Raw genomic sequence first — 15,191 nt, forward strand, 5'->3', positions numbered from 1 at the left:
GCGCGGGCTGGGCAGCACGCTGCTGCGGCATGGCCTGCTGGCGCTGCGCAAGCGCGGATTCGCCGCCGCCGGGCTGGAAGTGGACTCGGAAAACGACTCGAACGCGGTTGCGCTGTACGAGCGCGCGGGGATGTTCGTGCAGCGGTGCTATCTGTTATTCGACAAGCTGCTGCGCGAACCCGGCGGATGAGTAGAGTCTGTTGGATCGCTCGTTACAGAGCGAGTTTGATCGCGGGGCGCACGCCGTACGGCGTCAGGTTGACGCGACCGTAGCTGCGGATGCTGGCGTGCGTCCCGACGAACGCCGCACGCGACGCCTCGCCTAGCTGAGTGCGCAGCCACCACCACGAGCAGCCGTGCTTCTGGCCGTCTTCGGTCGTCACATAATCGGACGCGACGCTTTTGTCGTACACGTACAAATGACACCCATCGGCCTTTTTGACCTTGGCAAATTCGGTTCCGATGGCGCGCCGTAAATCCTTGCCGAAGATTTCGGTCAGGCGGGTAAGCTCGGCGGCGCTTAGTAGAAATACTTTGTCGTCCGTGTCCGGGCGGCCCTCTCCGTTGTCCGCGCAGTGCGTCACCTTGATGGCGTCTTTCTCGGCGGCGCTGAATGCCGCGTTATAAAACGTGTCGTTCAGCCACGCCCGCAAATCGCAGTCCTGCCAGGTGACGTCCACAAACGCGCGGTGATAGCGCTTGCAGTCCAGCAGGTACGCGCTCAAGAGGAACAGTCCCTCACCGGAATTTTGCAGCACTTGCCACTCGATCGGTGTGCGGTCCGCGCCATCCGCCGTCTGCGGATAGCTGCCGAATGTGATGGTGTCGCCGGGCGCAGCGTCCCGGTAACGCGTGGAAAGAAGGTCATCTGACATTTTGATGCTCCTCGCCTCCATAAAAACTGCATCGAATGCTTCCCAGTTGTTTTTTGGGGGAGCTATCATACGCGCCGGATCGCATTCTGTTAAGGTCCTGTTGGGCGCGGCGGCGTGGTCCAAAAAAACACCGCCCCGGCGCGTGACCGGGGCGGTGTGATCGTGCGAAACCTGCGACTGAGAGCGGGTTATGCCTTCGGCGCGGCGGCCTTGACTTCCTCGCTCATTTCGCTTTCGAACTGGGCCATGTACTTGTGGAACCGCTTCGCCAGATCCGAAGCCTTCACATCGTACGCGGCGCGATCGGCCCAGGTGCTGCGCGGGTCGAGGATTTCATCCGGCACGCCCGGCACGTGCAGCGGAATTTCGAAGCCGAAGACCGGGTCGATCCGCGTCTCGACGTCGTTCAGCTTGCCTTCCTGCGCGGCGCGAACCATCGCGCGCGTGTAGGCCAGGCTCATGCGGCTGCCGAGGCCGTAAGGTCCGCCGGTCCAGCCGGTGTTGATCATCCACAACTGGACGTTATTTTTCTCGACCTTGTCGGCCAGCAGCTTGGCGTAGACGGTCGGGTGCAGCGGCATGAACGGCGCGCCGAAGCAGGTGCTGAAGGTAGCCGTCGGTTCGGTGACGCCCTGTTCCGTGCCCGCAACCTTCGCGGTGTACCCGGCCAGGAAGTGATACTGCGCCTGGGCAGGATTCAGCTTGGCGATGGGCGGCATCACGCCGAAGGCGTCCGCGGTCAGGAAGATGACGTGCTTGGGCTGCCCGGCGACTCCGCCGTAATCCGCGTTCGGGATGTGGGTGATAGGATAGGCAGCGCGCGTATTTTCGGTGTAGGTGTCGTCGTTCAGGTCGATGCGGCGGCGCTGCGCGTCGATGGCGACGTTTTCCAGCAGCGTGCCGAAGCGGCGGGTGGCTTCCCAGATTTCCGGCTCGCCGGTGGGCGAGAGGCGGATCACCTTGGCGTAGCAGCCGCCTTCGAAGTTGAACACACCGTCGTCGCTCCAGCCGTGCTCGTCGTCACCAATCAGGGTGCGGGTCGTGTCGGCGGAGAGGGTGGTTTTGCCCGTGCCGCTCAGGCCGAAGAACAGCGCCACGTCGTCGCGGTCCTTGCCATAGTTGGCCGAGCAGTGCATCGCCATGACGCCTTGCTTGGGGCGCAGGTAGTTCATGACGGTGAAGATCGACTTCTTGATTTCGCCCGCGTACTGCGTGCCGCCGATAAGCACCATCTTGTGCTTGAAGCTCAGGTAGATGAACGCGCCCGAGGTGGTCGCAAATTCTTCCTTGTCGGCGAACAGGCTCGGCACATCGATCACCGTGAATTCCGGCACGTGGCTGCGCAGCGCATCCGGATCGAAGATGCGCAGGAACATGTTACGCGCGAACATGCTATGCCACGCGTATTCGGTGATGACGCGGATCGGCAGGCGGTAGCGCGGGTCGGCCCCGGCGTACAGGTCCTGCACGAAGACGCTCTTGTTTTCGAGGTACTGCATCATGCGACGGTGCATGCGCTCGAAGTTTTCTTCGGTGCAGTCGCGGTTGATGGGACCCCACCAAATGTCGTTTTCGCTGCCGGGTTCGCGCACGATGAACTTATCGTTAGGTGAGCGGCCTGTGTGATCGCCTGTACGGCACACCAGCGGCCCCAGGTGGGCAATGACGCCTTCGTGGTGGCGGATCGCTTGTTCGTACAGCGCGGGAGTAGACAGATTCCAGAATTCCCGTTCGAGATTCGAAAAGCCGTGGTTATCAAGGCCGTAGCTGCTGCGATACTCTTCCATTCGGTTCTCCCTTTCTCAACGGCGGGTTCTTGTGGGCAGACCGCAGCGGTCTGTAGTGTGTGAGCCACGCACGAGGCTGTGATGATGAGTGTAGCGAACCTTTTTGGGTTCTTCAACACACGATGGTGAATTATTTCACTTTTAACCTGATTTGACTAGACCTAGTTTATCGTCAGTCTGCACAAACTTTCACAAACGATTTTAGGGCCTCTCACCAGGTTTCGCCCAAAGGCGATTCGCTGAGGTGTGGCGACCATGCAATATTCACAAGCTGCCACGGATCGTTCGCTGCGGTCTGTTCCATCACCGTCAGAGAGGTGTTCGTCAGGGTGGGGCGCTCGATCTTGCCGAACAGGCTCTCGATCAACATGCCGAGCGTGCCACCGTGCGTCACCAGCGCGACGTGCTGCCCCGCGTGCCGCGCGGTGATCTCGTCGAACGCGGCGCGAACCCGCGCTTTTAACTCGTTGCGCGATTCGCCGCTGGGGGTGGGCACATTGTACCAATCCGCCTTGAAGGCGGCGTAACGGTCCGTGTCCCAGGCTTCGGCCTCGCTGTGATTCAATCCCTGCCACTCGCCCAGGTCCACTTCGCGCAGGCGGCGCTCGGGCAGAATGGAGAGGCCCAGTGCATCCCCGACTGCCTGTGCAGTTTGCATGGCGCGCTTCAAATCGCTGCTGTAAATCACGTCGATGCGCTCGTCGGACTGCGCCAGCCAGCGCGCCAACTGCTGCGCCTGGTTCATCCCGGTTTCGTTCAGCGGCACGGGCGCATGGCCCTGCCAGCGGCCCAGCGCGTTCCAGGCGGTTTCACCGTGACGGATGCTGTACACACGAGTGAGCATGAGTGCGTGTTCCTTCGGAATGGAGGCGAACGGTTAAAAAACGGGGCGCAGCCAGGGCTGCAGCGCGTCGGCGGTTTGAACCGGGCGGGCGCAGTCGAGCAGCAGATATTCCCCGGCTTCGCGCGGGTGGGCGTGGGCGGCGCTGGACAGGCGCAGGTGGTGCGCGTTGATGATCGAGTGTCCGCCGCGCGTGCCGATGTGTCCGCTGACCATCACCCGCTGCGGGGCGGGGGCGTCCATGCCGAACGCCTCCAGAAATCGCGCGCAGCCGTTCATATACGCGCCCGCGTTCAGGCCGTATTCGTTGCGCGTGAACAGCAGATCCCACAGCATGTTGAACGTCCGGCTGCGCTGGCCGATGATGAAGCCCCGCAGCAGGTCCGAATAGCGCGGATCGGTGGGGCCGCTCACGGCGAGCACGCTGCGGGCAAGCTGCTCGTAGGGCGCGCCGTACTGCGCACCGAACATCCGGTAGGCGTCTTCGATGGGGCTCAACTCCGACAGCATCTGGTTGGCTTCGTCCAGCACCGCGCAGTGATCGTACGCGCGCAGGCGGTCCGCAAACGCGATCACGTCCATCGACGGACCCGCGTGCGAAAGCATCACGCCCGCTGCCGTGCGGACCAGGAAAGGCAGCCGCTTGAACAGCCCGATCACGGCCTCGCGGTGCGCGCCGAGCGACTGTTCGAAGCGCGGCGTATAGTCCTCGTCGCCCTTCGACAGCGTGACGCCGTAAATGTGCGGCATCTCGTGGTTGCCCAACAGCATCACCACGGAGTGTCCCAGTTCCTCTTGCAGCGCCAGGATGTCGAGGATCATGCCCACGCTGGCGTCCTGTTCGGCGGGGCCTCTGCCGTGGATCACGTCTCCCAGAAAGATCAGGTGTTGTGCGTCGCCGCGCCGGTGCAGCCGGTAAAAGTGGGCGAGGCAGCGCGCGAAGGCATCGCGGTCGCCGTGCAGGTCGCTGACGATAAACGCTGTGCCTTCGGTGAGGTTGAGAAAACGATCCGGCATAAGGAGATGGTCCGCTGGTTCCGATACAGGCGCAAGCTCAAACGGGGCGAAGTATACCACATGGCCCGCCGCCCGGCAGACGCCGGGGCAGTTGGCAGGGCAAGCAGCGGCTTGCACAAGATTTTTATCAGAAAAGTGCGAACTGTAAAAAGAATGTGACAAAAATCACAAATCGACTATGTGCGTAGTCTCACGCGTGCATTTTTCGCTATAATCTCCGATGTAATTGCACCATCGGCTTCTCATTGCGCATCATCAAGGAGGCAAACCGTGAAAGAGCCGATCCGCGTAGCCATTACCGGAGGGGCAGGTCAGATTGGCTACAGTCTGCTGTTCCGGCTGGCGAACGGCGAAACATTTGGATACGACCAACCCGTTATTTTGCAGATCCTGGAGATCCCGCAGGCGGTCGAGGCGCTGCGTGGGGTTGTGATGGAACTGCGTGACTGTGCCTACCCACTCCTGCACGACGTGATCGCATCGGATGACGAAAAAGTGGTCTTCGACAAGGCCAATTGGGCGATTCTGGTTGGTGGTAAGCCGCGCGGCCCCGGTATGGAACGCGCGGACGTCATCCGCGACAACGCCCCGATTTTTGTGACGCAGGGCAAGGCGATTAACGATTACGCGGCAGACGATGTCCGCGTGCTGGTCGTCGCCAACCCGTGCAACACCAACGCCCTGATCGCTATGAACAGCGCGCCGGACGTGCCGAAGGATCGCTGGATGGCGATGACGCGCCTGGACCAGAACCGCGCCGTGGCGCAGCTGGCCGAAAAAGCGGGCAAACCAGCGTCGGCGGTATCGCATATGGCGATCTGGGGCAACCACAGCCCGACGATGCTGCCCGATTTCGAGCACGCGTTGATCGATGGTCGCCCGGTGACCGAAGTCATCAACGATCGCGCCTGGCTGGAAGGCGACTTCGTGAAGAAGGTCCAGCAGCGCGGTAAGGAAGTGATCGACGCGCGCGGCAAGAGCAGCGCGGCCAGCGCAGCGAACGCCGTCGTGGACCACATCCGTACGATGGCCAACCCGAAGGACGGCCAGTGGTTCAGCGCCGCGATCTACACCGACGGCAACGCCTACGGCCTGCCGGGTGGGATGTTCTCGTCCTTCCCGCTGCGCATGACGGGCAGCGGCTACGAAGTGGTCAACGGCCTGGAACTCAGCGACTACGCCCGCAAGAAGATCCAGACCTCCATTGAAGAACTGCAAGAAGAGCGCGAAGCGGTCGCGGACCTGCTAAAATAGCGGGGCGCGCCGTTTTGCCCACCGGATAACTTCTCCGTGCGGCGCACCTTTGCCCTGCGCCGCACGGTAACCTGCGCCGGAATTAAGTCCCCACCGCCCCCTGGAGAGGCCCATTGAACACATCCGCATCCCGCGACGTGACCCCTGCTGCGCGCCGGTCGTGGTGGCCGTGGCTGTGGTGGGCGCTCACTGCTTTGGTGTTGTTTGGCGCGGCGGCGACGACGACGGTCTTCCTCGCGCCGTCGCTGATCGGGGAGGGGCGCGACAGCGGCGTATACGGCTACGGCGGCATGGTGCTGGCGCGCGGCGGCGTGATGTACGTGGACGTGTGGGACAACAAGCTGCCCGGCATCCACTTCATCAACGCGCTGTCGTTCCTGGTTTTCGGCGTGGGGCGGTGGGCGTTGTGGTGGGGCGACGTGATCGTCGTGTGGCTGGCGGCGCTGGCGCTGCACTGGCTGGTGCGCGCGGCATACAGCTTGCGCTGGCTGGCGTGGATCGTGTCGCTGGCGTTCCTGTTTTTTGCGCATACGCCCGCGCTGATCTTCGACACCGATTTCACCGAGGTGTACGCGCTGCTGCCGCAGGTGCTGGCCTTCACCTTCGGATTCCAGTTCCTGCGCCAGCCGCGCGCGCGGTGGACGTTTCTCGTCGGTCTGTCCGCAGCAGTCGCGCTGATCATCAAACAGTCCACGGTGGGGTTTGCGCCCGCGTACGTGCTGGCGATCCTGCTGGCCGGGCCGTCCGTGCGCGATTCGGCGCAGCGCTGGCGCGCGCTGGGCGCGACGATCCTAGGCGGGGTAACCGGGTTGGGCGTGCTGGCGATCTACCTGCTGGTGCACGGCGTGCTGGATACCGCGATCGTGGCGGGCTTCATTTCCCCCGGCGAGTTCCATCACTGGGTGGGCGCGGTGCCGTTTTTGGAGACCGTCGAACAAACCTTCACCGAAAGCAAAGTGACCCGCGTGTACGGCCCGTTGGGGCTGGTCCTCGTGCCCGGTGCGCTGGCAGCGGGATGGTGGTCACTGCGGCGGCCCTATGCCGCGCCTGTGGATGGCGCCCGCGCGACGCTCGCGCTGTGGGCGTGCATCACGTTTCTGTTCGATCTGGTGCTGGTCAACCCGACCGGGCGCGGGGCCTCTCACGGCTACGAGCATTACTACATCACGCTCATTCCCGCCCTGATGCTGGTGCTTGCCGCCGGGTTCGCCGCGCTGACGCGCGTCCCGTGGCTGCCGGTCTGGGCGCGGGTGCTGATCGTGCTGGCGGCGGTGGGCTGGGTCGGGTGGTGGACCGCCTCGGACCCCCTGGACGTGACCTACCGGCGGCTCGACACGGCGGATTGGAAGGTCGATCGTCCGGCCATCGAGGGCGGGCTGGCGCGTTACGTGCGCACCAATACGCAGCCGGGCGACACCGTGCTCGATTGGGGGGCGTCGCCCTACATCAATTTCCAGTCGCAGCGGCTCAGCCCGACGAAGTATTTTTATGCCTACGGGCTGCTCGTGCCGAACGAGGACAGCGAGGCGCGCATCGCTGATATGGTGCGCGAGCTGGACGCCGTGCCCCCGGTGATGATCATCGACACGACCGTGTATGACGGGGTGCGTGTGCCGCCGATCGATGCCACGACACGTGCGTGGTGGTGGGATCGCGGTGGGCGGCGCGATGTGGCCGACCTCAGCCCCTTCTACGACTGGGTGGCGGCACACTGCACCTACTCGACCACGGTGGGCGAGGCGGCGGTGTATCTGTGTGGATCGTAGCGAGCCGGGGCGTCAGCCGCGCGCGGCGAGCAGCGCCTGGGCCTGTGCGGGCCACGTCTCCGTGCTGCCGACCAGCCGCACGCCTTGATCGCGCACGACCTGCGACAGCGCATCGGGCGTCATCGCCGCGATTTGCGCCAGCGTGGTGATCCCCGCGTCGTTGAGCGCCTTTGCGGCGCGTGCCCCGATGCCGCTGATCTGCGTCAGGTCGTCCGGGGCAAGCGGCAGCGGTTCTTCCGTGACGAGTTCGGGTTTGGGTTCCGCCTCGCGCTCCGGTGCTTCCGCTTCAGCCTCTGCGACAGGCTCCGCCGGGGCGGGGGCCTGCGCTTCGATGACAGCGGGCAGTCCGGCGGGTTCGACCACGGCGGGCAGGTGGGGTTCGGAGGCCACGATCGCGTGGGAGTCGTGCGCGCCGTGCTCGTCGGGCATTGGATCGAAGTTCCCGAACGATTTCCACGGGCGGCTCAGGTAGAGCCATGCGATCGTGCCGAGGATCAGGACGGCCACGCCGACGATCAGCACGCTTTCCGCGCCATCACGATCGACGTTCTCCAGGGTTCCCAGCCAAAAAGCCAGGATGATGACCGCAAGACCCAGGCCCATAAAGTAGGCGAGGATTTGTTCGATGGGACTCAGGCGTTCGCGTGCGGGCACAGGAACCCTCCCTTCGAGGTGCTGCTCCAACTTTATCTTGATCTCTCTTTATTGTGCCACAACTTGCATCTAAAGAACAAAACGCGTACAGTGGCTAATAATCACTTCATGTTTCTCTGTCGTCCGGTTCTACCAGGCTGTTACGAGACAGGTGGCGATGACCCCAATCAAACATACACTGCAGGGTACGGTTATTCGCACGATGGTGGGTTTGGACCCCGATACCATCCTTTCCACAGCACAGGCGTCCGTCCAGGTGACCTTCGCGGGCATCGAGGGGGACCATCACGCGGGGCTGACCCGCATCAGCAGCGGCAGCGGGCGCTATGCGCGCGGCACGGAGATCCGCAACGAGCGGCAGGTGACGATCGTCTCGGTCGAGGAGCTGGCCGCCGTCGCGCAGACGATGGGCATCCCCGAGATCGGCGCGGAGTGGATCTGCGCGAACCTGCTGATCGAGGGCATCCCCGCACTGACGCAGCTTACACCCTCCACGCGGCTGTATTTTTCCGGCGGCGTGACGCTGGTCGTCGAGGGTGAAAACCCGCCCTGCACCGGGGCGGGGGCGTCGATCCAATCGCACTATCCTGATGTGCCGGATCTCACGACGGGATTCCCCAAAGCGGCCATCCACAAGCGTGGGCTGCTGATGACCGTCGAGCGGCCCGGCGTTATCGCAGCGGGCGAATCGGTGCGCGCCGAAGTGCCCGATCTGCCGGCTTACTCTCCAGGCGCGCCGGAAGAAGAGCTGTCCGTATGACCGATGATTTTTACTGCGACGAGGTGCTCAGCGGGCGGACGCCGGTTGACGTGGTGATCGAGACGTCAACCGTGCTGGCCTATCACCACACGCGACCGTTCTGGCCGGTGCACATCGTCGTGATCCCCAAGCGGCACATCGCCTCGCTGCTGACGCTTCAGGCCGAAGACGCGCCGCTGCTGGCGGAGATGGTGCAGGTGATCCAGCAGGTCGCGGAGCAGGTCGTTGCCGAGCACGGCGCGGCGCGGGTCCTGACCAATCTGGGACAGTACCAGGATTCAAAGCACCTGCACTGGCACGTCAGCGCGGGGGATCCGCTGCGCTAAAAATTTACCGCCTCTAACCCTTTGGGCCCTGGAGTCGCACACCGGTTGGCGTGCGACTCCAGATCCCTTAACCTTTAAATACAGGAAAGGAGACGGCTGTGGACTTTATTACTCAGGACGATCTCAGGACGTTGACCGACACGCAGGGTAAATGGTGCGTGTCGATCTTTATGCCGAGCGTGCGCGCAGGAGCCGAAACGCAGCAAAACGCGATCCGGTTTCGCAATCTGGTGCGGCAGGCAGAGGCGCGGCTGGTCGAGTTGGGACTGCGCGCGCCGGATGTCGAAGCGTTTTTGAGGCCATTGGCGGATCTCCAGGACGACGTGGATTTTTGGCGCCATCAAAGTGATGGGCTGGCGGTCTTTTTAGCGGAAGGAGCACTGCTGACCTATCGTGTGCCGGTAAGCTTTGCCGAGCAGATTCACGCCAGCGAGCGGTTTTTTATCAAGCCGCTGCTGCCGCTGTTGAGCGGTGACGGGACGTTTTACGTGCTGGCGCTCAGCCAGGACGAAATCCGGCTGTTGGAGGGCACGCGGGACAGCATCGCGGAGGTCGAGCTGGACGGCGTGCCGGAAAGTCTGGCCGAGGCGCTGTGGGCCGACTATCGGGACCGGGACAACCAGTACCGCATGAACACGGGCCGGGCGCGCAGTGCGGGTGGCGGGCAGGGCGGCATGTTCCACGGGCACAGCGACAGCGAGGAACTGGACAAGCAGGACATCAAACGCTACTTCCAGCAGGTCGATCGCGGGCTTCAGGATCTGTTCGCGGAAAAGCGCGTGCCGCTGCTGCTGGCGGGCGTGGATTACCTGCTGCCGATTTACCGCGAGGCGAACAGCTACCAGCACCTGCTCGATGCGGGCATCCTGGGCAACCCCGAAACGCTGAGCGCGAAGGATCTCCACCGTGAGGCGTGGGGCATCGTGAAGCCCTATTTTACGCAGGCGCAGGCCGGCAGTGCCGCGCAGTACAACGAGCACGCGGGCCGCAATGACGGACAGGCCTCCAACGACCTGAAGACGGTGCTGCGCGCGGCGCACGAGGGCCGTATCTCGGCGTTGTTCATGACTCTGGGCGCGCAGGAATGGGGCCAGTTCCGCGAGCACAGCTATAACGTGCACGTGCACCCGACACGCCAGCCCGGCGACCAGGACCTGCTCGATCTGGCGGCGGCGCAAACGCTGATCAACGGCGGCACGGTGTACGCGGTGGATCAGGGCGAGGTTCCGGGCGGGGGCGCGTTCGCGGCGCTGTTCCGGTACTAAGCTTGTAAAGTATATACTCTTAATACATACTATTAGGGTGCAGAATTTTCTGCACCCTAATTCGTTTTCTAAGATACTAAGGCGCGCGAGAAGATATGGAGCTGTCCGATATTCTAACTTATCTTGAAGATCCAGAAACGTATTGGGATGGAGGTACTCAAGGGGACATCGAGCTTCCTTGGGAAGTCAAGGCTGAGGATTATCGTGAATTTGCTGAACGAGACTTGCTTTCGAACGAACACCACAGATTGATTAACGCGTTGGCTAATGCGAAGCGCGCTTTAGCATGCCAAGTAGATTCAGTTCTATTTGCGCTTGGTCTTTTTCCACTTTCGCAGAAGAAACATTGGAACTTTCCAGAGAAAATCAAAATTCTGCAAAATTTAGGAGTCATTGCTCCTCGTATATTATTGAAGATTACTCGTGCAAGAAATCTTATGGAGCATGAATATGTTGTCCCCGCGGAATCTGAAGTTGAGGATTTCCTAGATGTAGTTTCCTTATTCATAGCAAGTACGCAATCGCTTATTTACGCTCGATATGAAGAGGCTGATTTCGTTAATTCAGATATTGATGAAGTGAGTTTTCTGCATGTATGCCTGAATTCCCAAAAAGAGATGATGGAGTTTTGTGTGTACTACCTTGATAAAACGAAGGCCGAGCTATGTGTACAGGCTCATGAACATTTTTATCTAGATTTGTTGCGAGTTCTTCTGGACACATTTAGCTCGGCCCCTAGGTGAGTTACAGGATTCTACTCCTCGGTGAAGACCGGATCGTCCGGCGACAGGATCTTCGCCTGGAGATCGACCTCGGGAATGTAGGCTACCAGCAGCGTTTGCAGCTCGTCTACAGCGCTCTGCACGTCCTGATCCGCGTCGTCGTGCACGCCCTCGATCGTGATCAGCAGGCTGGTCGTGTCGTCGCGGGCGGCGCTTTGCTCGCTCTGCCGCCAGCACCACCGCCGGGCGTTGACTTGACCCGTCTCATTCACGAAGATCACTTCGCCCTGCGCCGGGTGTACCGGATCGATCTCGCCCAGGTCAACGAAATTTTCGTCCCCGGTGGCGAAGCGCACGGTCAGCGAGCCGTGGATGCTGCGCTCGTCGAAGAACGCCACGGGCAGCCCGTAGCGAATGCTGATCATATTTTCCAGGTCCACGAGCATGTTAATCGTGGGGATGCTGCCCTGTTTGGTCAGGCGGCGCAGCAGCGACTCGGCGGCGTTGCGATATTTGGTCGGCTCCACGCCGAACGCGCTGAACGTCCGCCGCCACGCCGCGAGGCTGGGGATCTGCGACAGTGGCGTGTCGCCAATGCGCGCGACCGTGGCGTGCTGCTCGGAAAGATACGCCTGGATCAGTTCGGGCGGTGTCGGCCCGTTATGCACGTTGCGCGCCAGGATTGCCCCGCAGCGAATGGTCGGGAAACGGGCCAACAGATCGTTGTCGTACCGGAACGTCAGCATTCGATCCTCCCTCAGTTCAGAACCAACCAGTTAAACGCCATGTCTTCGTCGGGTACGCTGCTGCGCACCGTGAACCCACCGCCGGGCGCGACGTCATCCACCCACCAGCGCCCGCGCGGTTCCGTGATGGGCGTGATCAGCACGATGCTGTCCGCATCCACTGCCGCCTCGACGGTGATCGCGCCCGCGTCCCACGCCGCGCCGTTTGTCTGCCCGATGCGCTCGCTTTCCGGCGCGATGCGGATGCCCTGCATGAATGTGTGCGTCGATTCCGATACGATGCCGCGCGTCGCCTTAATCGCCAGCGCATTCTCGTCGTCTACGGTGATCATCGGGTGCGCCGCGTTGCGGTAGTCCAGTGAGATGTGCCCGGTGTCGGTGGGGTTACGCACTTCAATCTGCCCGCCCGTCGTGTCGTTGCCGATGATCGAGAGCGTGCCGCCGCCGTCTTCGGGTCCGCCGACCCAGAACTCCACGATGCCGTTGCGCGTGTGCCACGTCGGGCCGTACTTGTAAAATCCGATCTCGAAGCTGCGGTCCATCGACGGATCTTCCGGCGATTGGTCGCTGAAGCGCAGCGAGGGCGCGCCCAGTACGTTCCACAGCGACGACACCGGATACACCGCGACCCATTCGACATACGGGTTCACCCCGTCGCCGCCCGTGCCCAGCGACCACATCGCCCCGTTCGGGACGGGGGTAGGTGTAGGGGGCAGCGTGGCCGCAGCGGGTGATTCCGATTCAGACGCGCGCTCCGCGAGCAGCAGCGCGATCAGCGTGACGTTGAGCACAACCAGCAGCGCGGCCAATGCCGCACCGGCGCGACCCGTTCTTGTGGAAAGCAGAGGGGACATGATGATTTACTCCCGGTGCTGTCGGGTTCGAGTTGGTGTTCGCGCCGGAGTATAGCACGCACGCGGGAGGCGGCCAGATCAAGCCGGAAATATGAGAGGATGAAAACGGTCCCGCACCAGCGCTGTGTGCGGGGCCGTGGGAGATCAGTCTTCGAAGCCGATCTGGATGTCATCGCCTTCGACGCGCACCTCGTAGCGCGGCACGGGGATCACGGCGGGCATGCTCAGCACGGCCCCGGTGCGGATGTCGAAGCGCGCGCCATGACGCGGGCACTCGATTTGAAAGCCGTACAGCTCGCCGTCCGCCAGCGGGCCGTCGTCGTGGGTGCAGACGTCTTCGATGGCGTAATACGTGCCATCTACGTTGAAGACGGCGATGTAATGCTCTTCGATGTCAAATACTTCCCGGTTACCCGGACCGATCTCGGAAACGTTGGCGACGGTGACAAACCGTGTCACGCGGGTCACTCCTTTCGGTGAGCAGGGGGCGCAGCCTAGCGCTGCTGCCAGAACAGGAAGTTATCGAACCCGTGTGAAATCAGATCCCACGGGACATTCAGCGTATGTGTGACATCATAGACCGTATTCCAGAACGCGCGGTTCACCGGATCGATGAACCACAGCGCGAGGAAGACCAGCAGAATGCCAAACCCGGCGAACTGGCGCATGGTGTAGGCCGTGCGCGGGTCCAGCAGCGGCTCGATGATCCCGTACCCGTCCAGCGGCGGGATCGGCAGCAGGTTGAACAGCACGGCGGTCACTTGCAGCATCGCCAGGAACGCCACCGCCGACCAGAACGTGGAGTGGTTGATGTAGACCTCGCGGAAATCGACGAGGTGGAACGTGAACGGCGCGGCCAGCACGAAGGCCAGCACCAGATTCATGAACGGACCCGCCGCCGAGACGGCCATGCGCCACCACTTGCTGCGCAGGCGGTGCTGCTCGATGTACACCGCGCCGCCGGGCAGGCCGATGCCGCCCATCGCCAGGAACAGCAGCGGCAGGCCGATGCTCAGCATGGGGTGGGTGTACTTGAGCGGGTTGAAGGTCAGGTAGCCCTTGTCCTTGACGGTGTAGTCGCCGCCCCAATACGCGACGATGGCGTGCCCGAATTCGTGCAGCGTCACCGAAAAGATCCAGCCGACCATCACCAGCGCGAAGGTCGCCACTGAACTGCCGGGAAGTGTCACCACCAGATAGACGACGAACAGCACGGCCAGCACGACGATCCATGGCCAGTTGCCCCAGCGCGCAGGCAGCCCGCCCAACCCGCGTTCCTCGCCCGGTTTTGGCTTCGGCTTGGTCTTGCGGGTGGGGATCAGCAGTACTTCCGGTTCCGGCCCGTTCGGTGACGTGCCCGGCGCGGACGGGGTCATCGCCGGGACGGGATCGGCGGGCGCGACCGGAACGTCGCGCACTTCGGCCCGCGTCCGGTCCAGATCCAGGTCGAGCGGCGCGAGCGCCTCGCGTACGGCGCCGTCGGATTCTTGCAGCATCGCCAGCAGCAGATGTCCGCCGCTGATCGCGCTCTGGCCGAGCGTCTGCGCTTCCTGCGTGGCGGCTTCGAACAGGCGTTGCGCGTCGCGCGAGATGCCCTTGACCTCCGAGATCTCGTCGCGCTTCATGCCGACCGCCGACTCGACCTGCCGGTACAGCGCCTGGAAGTCCGCGCCGTGCCGCGCCAGCACCGAATAGGCTGGGCCGGTGCGCACGGTCAGCAGGCCGAGCAGCAGGTACTCGATGTCCATATAGTGACCGTGCCGCAGCGCGGTTTCGTGATTTGCCCGCTGGAGGATAGCCTGGAAATCCTGCGTGATCTTGCCTTGAATTCTGACCGGCTGGCTCGCGCTCATTCCTCGTCTTCGCCTGTCCACTGGTCCAGACCGTACGCGCCCGCCTTGAGCACCTTCAGCGAGAGCATCGCGCACTTGAGCCGCGTGGGGCTGAGCTGGATGCCCAGCATATCCAGCAGTTCCTGCCGGTCGAAGTGCTGCAGTTCTTCGAGCGTCTTGCCGATCATTTCTTCACCGAGCATCGACGCCGACGCCTGGCTGATGGTGCAGCCTTCGCCTTCCCACGAGACGGCCTTCACGCGCCCGTTTTCGTCCAGTTGGGCGGTCAGGTGCAGGCGGTCGCCGCAGAATGGGTTGTCGTCCTCATAGTCGATGTCCGCCGGATTCAGCGGATCCCCGAAGTTGCGCGGGTTCTGCCCGTGATCGACGATGTTTTCCAGGTAGATGTCCATGTGTTTGACCTGTCCCAGTTCAATAGAAACCCGTTGCTAGGGGCGTATTGCTGTACGCCCCTACACAGATTTTCGCAGA

At 62.6% G+C, this 15,191-nt stretch carries 17 protein-coding genes; 7 read left to right on the forward strand and 10 right to left on the reverse strand.

Annotated features, from left to right (window positions below; translation table 11 throughout):
- Window positions 1-190, forward strand: a 190-nt coding sequence (locus V7116_RS15295; protein WP_324392814.1) for a GNAT family N-acetyltransferase, incomplete at its 5' end; no start/stop codon positions are given.
- 22 nt (window positions 191-212) lie between these two features.
- Here V7116_RS15295 and V7116_RS15300 read toward each other — a convergent pair.
- From V7116_RS15300 to V7116_RS15315, 4 genes are all read right to left on the reverse strand, one after another.
- On the reverse strand, window positions 213-875 hold the full coding sequence (locus V7116_RS15300) for a DUF6273 domain-containing protein (protein ID WP_324392815.1): 663 nt from the start codon (window positions 873-875) through the stop codon (window positions 213-215).
- A gap of 188 nt (window positions 876-1,063) precedes the next feature.
- Window positions 1,064-2,662 (reverse strand): phosphoenolpyruvate carboxykinase (ATP), encoded by a 1,599-nt coding sequence (gene pckA / locus V7116_RS15305; protein WP_324392816.1) that lies wholly within the window; start codon window positions 2,660-2,662, stop codon window positions 1,064-1,066.
- Window positions 2,663-2,873: 211 nt separating this feature from the next.
- Window positions 2,874-3,506 (reverse strand): histidine phosphatase family protein, encoded by a 633-nt coding sequence (locus tag V7116_RS15310; protein ID WP_324392817.1) that lies wholly within the window; start codon window positions 3,504-3,506, stop codon window positions 2,874-2,876.
- 33 nt (window positions 3,507-3,539) lie between these two features.
- Window positions 3,540-4,520, reverse strand: a complete 981-nt coding sequence (locus tag V7116_RS15315) for a metallophosphoesterase (RefSeq protein ID WP_324392818.1) — start codon at window positions 4,518-4,520, stop codon at window positions 3,540-3,542.
- 270 nt (window positions 4,521-4,790) lie between these two features.
- Here V7116_RS15315 and V7116_RS15320 point away from each other — a divergent pair, with 270 nt between their 5' ends.
- Together V7116_RS15320 and V7116_RS15325 are read left to right on the forward strand one after the other, a co-directional pair.
- A complete protein-coding gene (locus tag V7116_RS15320) occupies window positions 4,791-5,774 on the forward strand; it encodes a malate dehydrogenase (RefSeq protein ID WP_324392819.1) in 984 nt (327 codons plus the stop codon).
- A gap of 113 nt (window positions 5,775-5,887) precedes the next feature.
- Window positions 5,888-7,540 carry an ArnT family glycosyltransferase gene (locus V7116_RS15325; protein ID WP_324392820.1) on the forward strand — a complete coding sequence of 551 codons (1,653 nt, stop codon included), beginning with the start codon at window positions 5,888-5,890 and terminating at the stop codon, window positions 7,538-7,540.
- 12 nt (window positions 7,541-7,552) lie between these two features.
- Here V7116_RS15325 and V7116_RS15330 read toward each other — a convergent pair whose 3' ends face one another.
- Window positions 7,553-8,194 carry a helix-hairpin-helix domain-containing protein gene (locus tag V7116_RS15330; protein WP_324392821.1) on the reverse strand — a complete coding sequence of 214 codons (642 nt, stop codon included), beginning with the start codon at window positions 8,192-8,194 and terminating at the stop codon, window positions 7,553-7,555.
- Window positions 8,195-8,351: 157 nt separating this feature from the next.
- Between V7116_RS15330 and V7116_RS15335 the strand changes: the two genes are divergently transcribed.
- The 4 genes from V7116_RS15335 (at window position 8,352) to V7116_RS15350 (ending at window position 11,288) form a co-directional block, all read left to right on the forward strand.
- A complete protein-coding gene (locus V7116_RS15335) occupies window positions 8,352-8,954 on the forward strand; it encodes an MOSC domain-containing protein (RefSeq protein WP_324392822.1) in 603 nt (200 codons plus the stop codon).
- Entirely contained in the window at window positions 8,951-9,280 is a 330-nt protein-coding gene (locus V7116_RS15340; protein ID WP_324392823.1) for an HIT domain-containing protein, read from the forward strand. Before V7116_RS15335 ends, V7116_RS15340 begins: the two co-directional genes overlap by 4 nt.
- 98 nt (window positions 9,281-9,378) lie before the next feature.
- Entirely contained in the window at window positions 9,379-10,545 is a 1,167-nt protein-coding gene (locus V7116_RS15345) for a baeRF3 domain-containing protein (protein ID WP_324392824.1), read from the forward strand.
- 95 nt (window positions 10,546-10,640) lie between these two features.
- Window positions 10,641-11,288 (forward strand): hypothetical protein, encoded by a 648-nt coding sequence (locus V7116_RS15350; RefSeq protein WP_324392825.1) that lies wholly within the window; start codon window positions 10,641-10,643, stop codon window positions 11,286-11,288.
- Between the two features lie 11 nt (window positions 11,289-11,299).
- Here V7116_RS15350 and V7116_RS15355 read toward each other — a convergent pair whose 3' ends face one another.
- The 5 genes from V7116_RS15355 to V7116_RS15375 form a co-directional block, all read right to left on the reverse strand.
- Window positions 11,300-12,013: a B3/B4 domain-containing protein gene (locus V7116_RS15355; protein ID WP_324392826.1), complete on the reverse strand. Its 714-nt coding sequence runs from the start codon at window positions 12,011-12,013 to the stop codon at window positions 11,300-11,302.
- Between the two features lie 11 nt (window positions 12,014-12,024).
- Complete coding sequence (locus V7116_RS15360) at window positions 12,025-12,867, reverse strand: hypothetical protein (RefSeq protein WP_324392827.1); 843 nt, start codon at window positions 12,865-12,867, stop codon at window positions 12,025-12,027.
- A gap of 144 nt (window positions 12,868-13,011) precedes the next feature.
- Window positions 13,012-13,326 (reverse strand): non-heme iron oxygenase ferredoxin subunit, encoded by a 315-nt coding sequence (locus V7116_RS15365; RefSeq protein ID WP_324392828.1) that lies wholly within the window; start codon window positions 13,324-13,326, stop codon window positions 13,012-13,014.
- A gap of 35 nt (window positions 13,327-13,361) precedes the next feature.
- Window positions 13,362-14,720 carry a site-2 protease family protein gene (locus V7116_RS15370; RefSeq protein WP_324392829.1) on the reverse strand — a complete coding sequence of 453 codons (1,359 nt, stop codon included), beginning with the start codon at window positions 14,718-14,720 and terminating at the stop codon, window positions 13,362-13,364.
- Window positions 14,717-15,112: an iron-sulfur cluster assembly scaffold protein gene (locus V7116_RS15375; protein ID WP_324392830.1), complete on the reverse strand. Its 396-nt coding sequence runs from the start codon at window positions 15,110-15,112 to the stop codon at window positions 14,717-14,719. The genes V7116_RS15370 and V7116_RS15375 overlap by 4 nt, the downstream gene beginning before the upstream one ends.
- Window positions 15,113-15,191: the final 79 nt, after the last annotated feature.

Origin of the sequence: Aggregatilinea sp. (genome assembly GCF_036822615.1) — a bacterium.
Taxonomy (GTDB): Bacteria; Chloroflexota; Anaerolineae; order Aggregatilineales; family Aggregatilineaceae; genus Aggregatilinea.

Bases quoted from the DNA above. Each gene is read 5' to 3' on its own strand.
- V7116_RS15315 (WP_324392818.1), bottom strand. From the start codon at position 4,520: ATGCCGGATCGTTTTCTCAACCTCACCGAAGGCACAGCGTTTATCGTC.
- V7116_RS15335 (WP_324392822.1), top strand. From the start codon at position 8,352: ATGACCCCAATCAAACATACACTGCAGGGTACGGTTATTCGCACGATG.
- V7116_RS15340 (WP_324392823.1), top strand. From the start codon at position 8,951: ATGACCGATGATTTTTACTGCGACGAGGTGCTCAGCGGGCGGACGCCG.
- V7116_RS15355 (WP_324392826.1), bottom strand. From the start codon at position 12,013: ATGCTGACGTTCCGGTACGACAACGATCTGTTGGCCCGTTTCCCGACC.
- V7116_RS15370 (WP_324392829.1), bottom strand. From the start codon at position 14,720: ATGAGCGCGAGCCAGCCGGTCAGAATTCAAGGCAAGATCACGCAGGAT.
- V7116_RS15375 (WP_324392830.1), bottom strand. From the start codon at position 15,112: ATGGACATCTACCTGGAAAACATCGTCGATCACGGGCAGAACCCGCGC.
- V7116_RS15300 (WP_324392815.1), bottom strand. From the start codon at position 875: ATGTCAGATGACCTTCTTTCCACGCGTTACCGGGACGCTGCGCCCGGC.
- pckA (WP_324392816.1), bottom strand. From the start codon at position 2,662: ATGGAAGAGTATCGCAGCAGCTACGGCCTTGATAACCACGGCTTTTCG.
- V7116_RS15360 (WP_324392827.1), bottom strand. From the start codon at position 12,867: ATGTCCCCTCTGCTTTCCACAAGAACGGGTCGCGCCGGTGCGGCATTG.
- V7116_RS15310 (WP_324392817.1), bottom strand. From the start codon at position 3,506: ATGCTCACTCGTGTGTACAGCATCCGTCACGGTGAAACCGCCTGGAAC.
- V7116_RS15350 (WP_324392825.1), top strand. From the start codon at position 10,641: ATGGAGCTGTCCGATATTCTAACTTATCTTGAAGATCCAGAAACGTAT.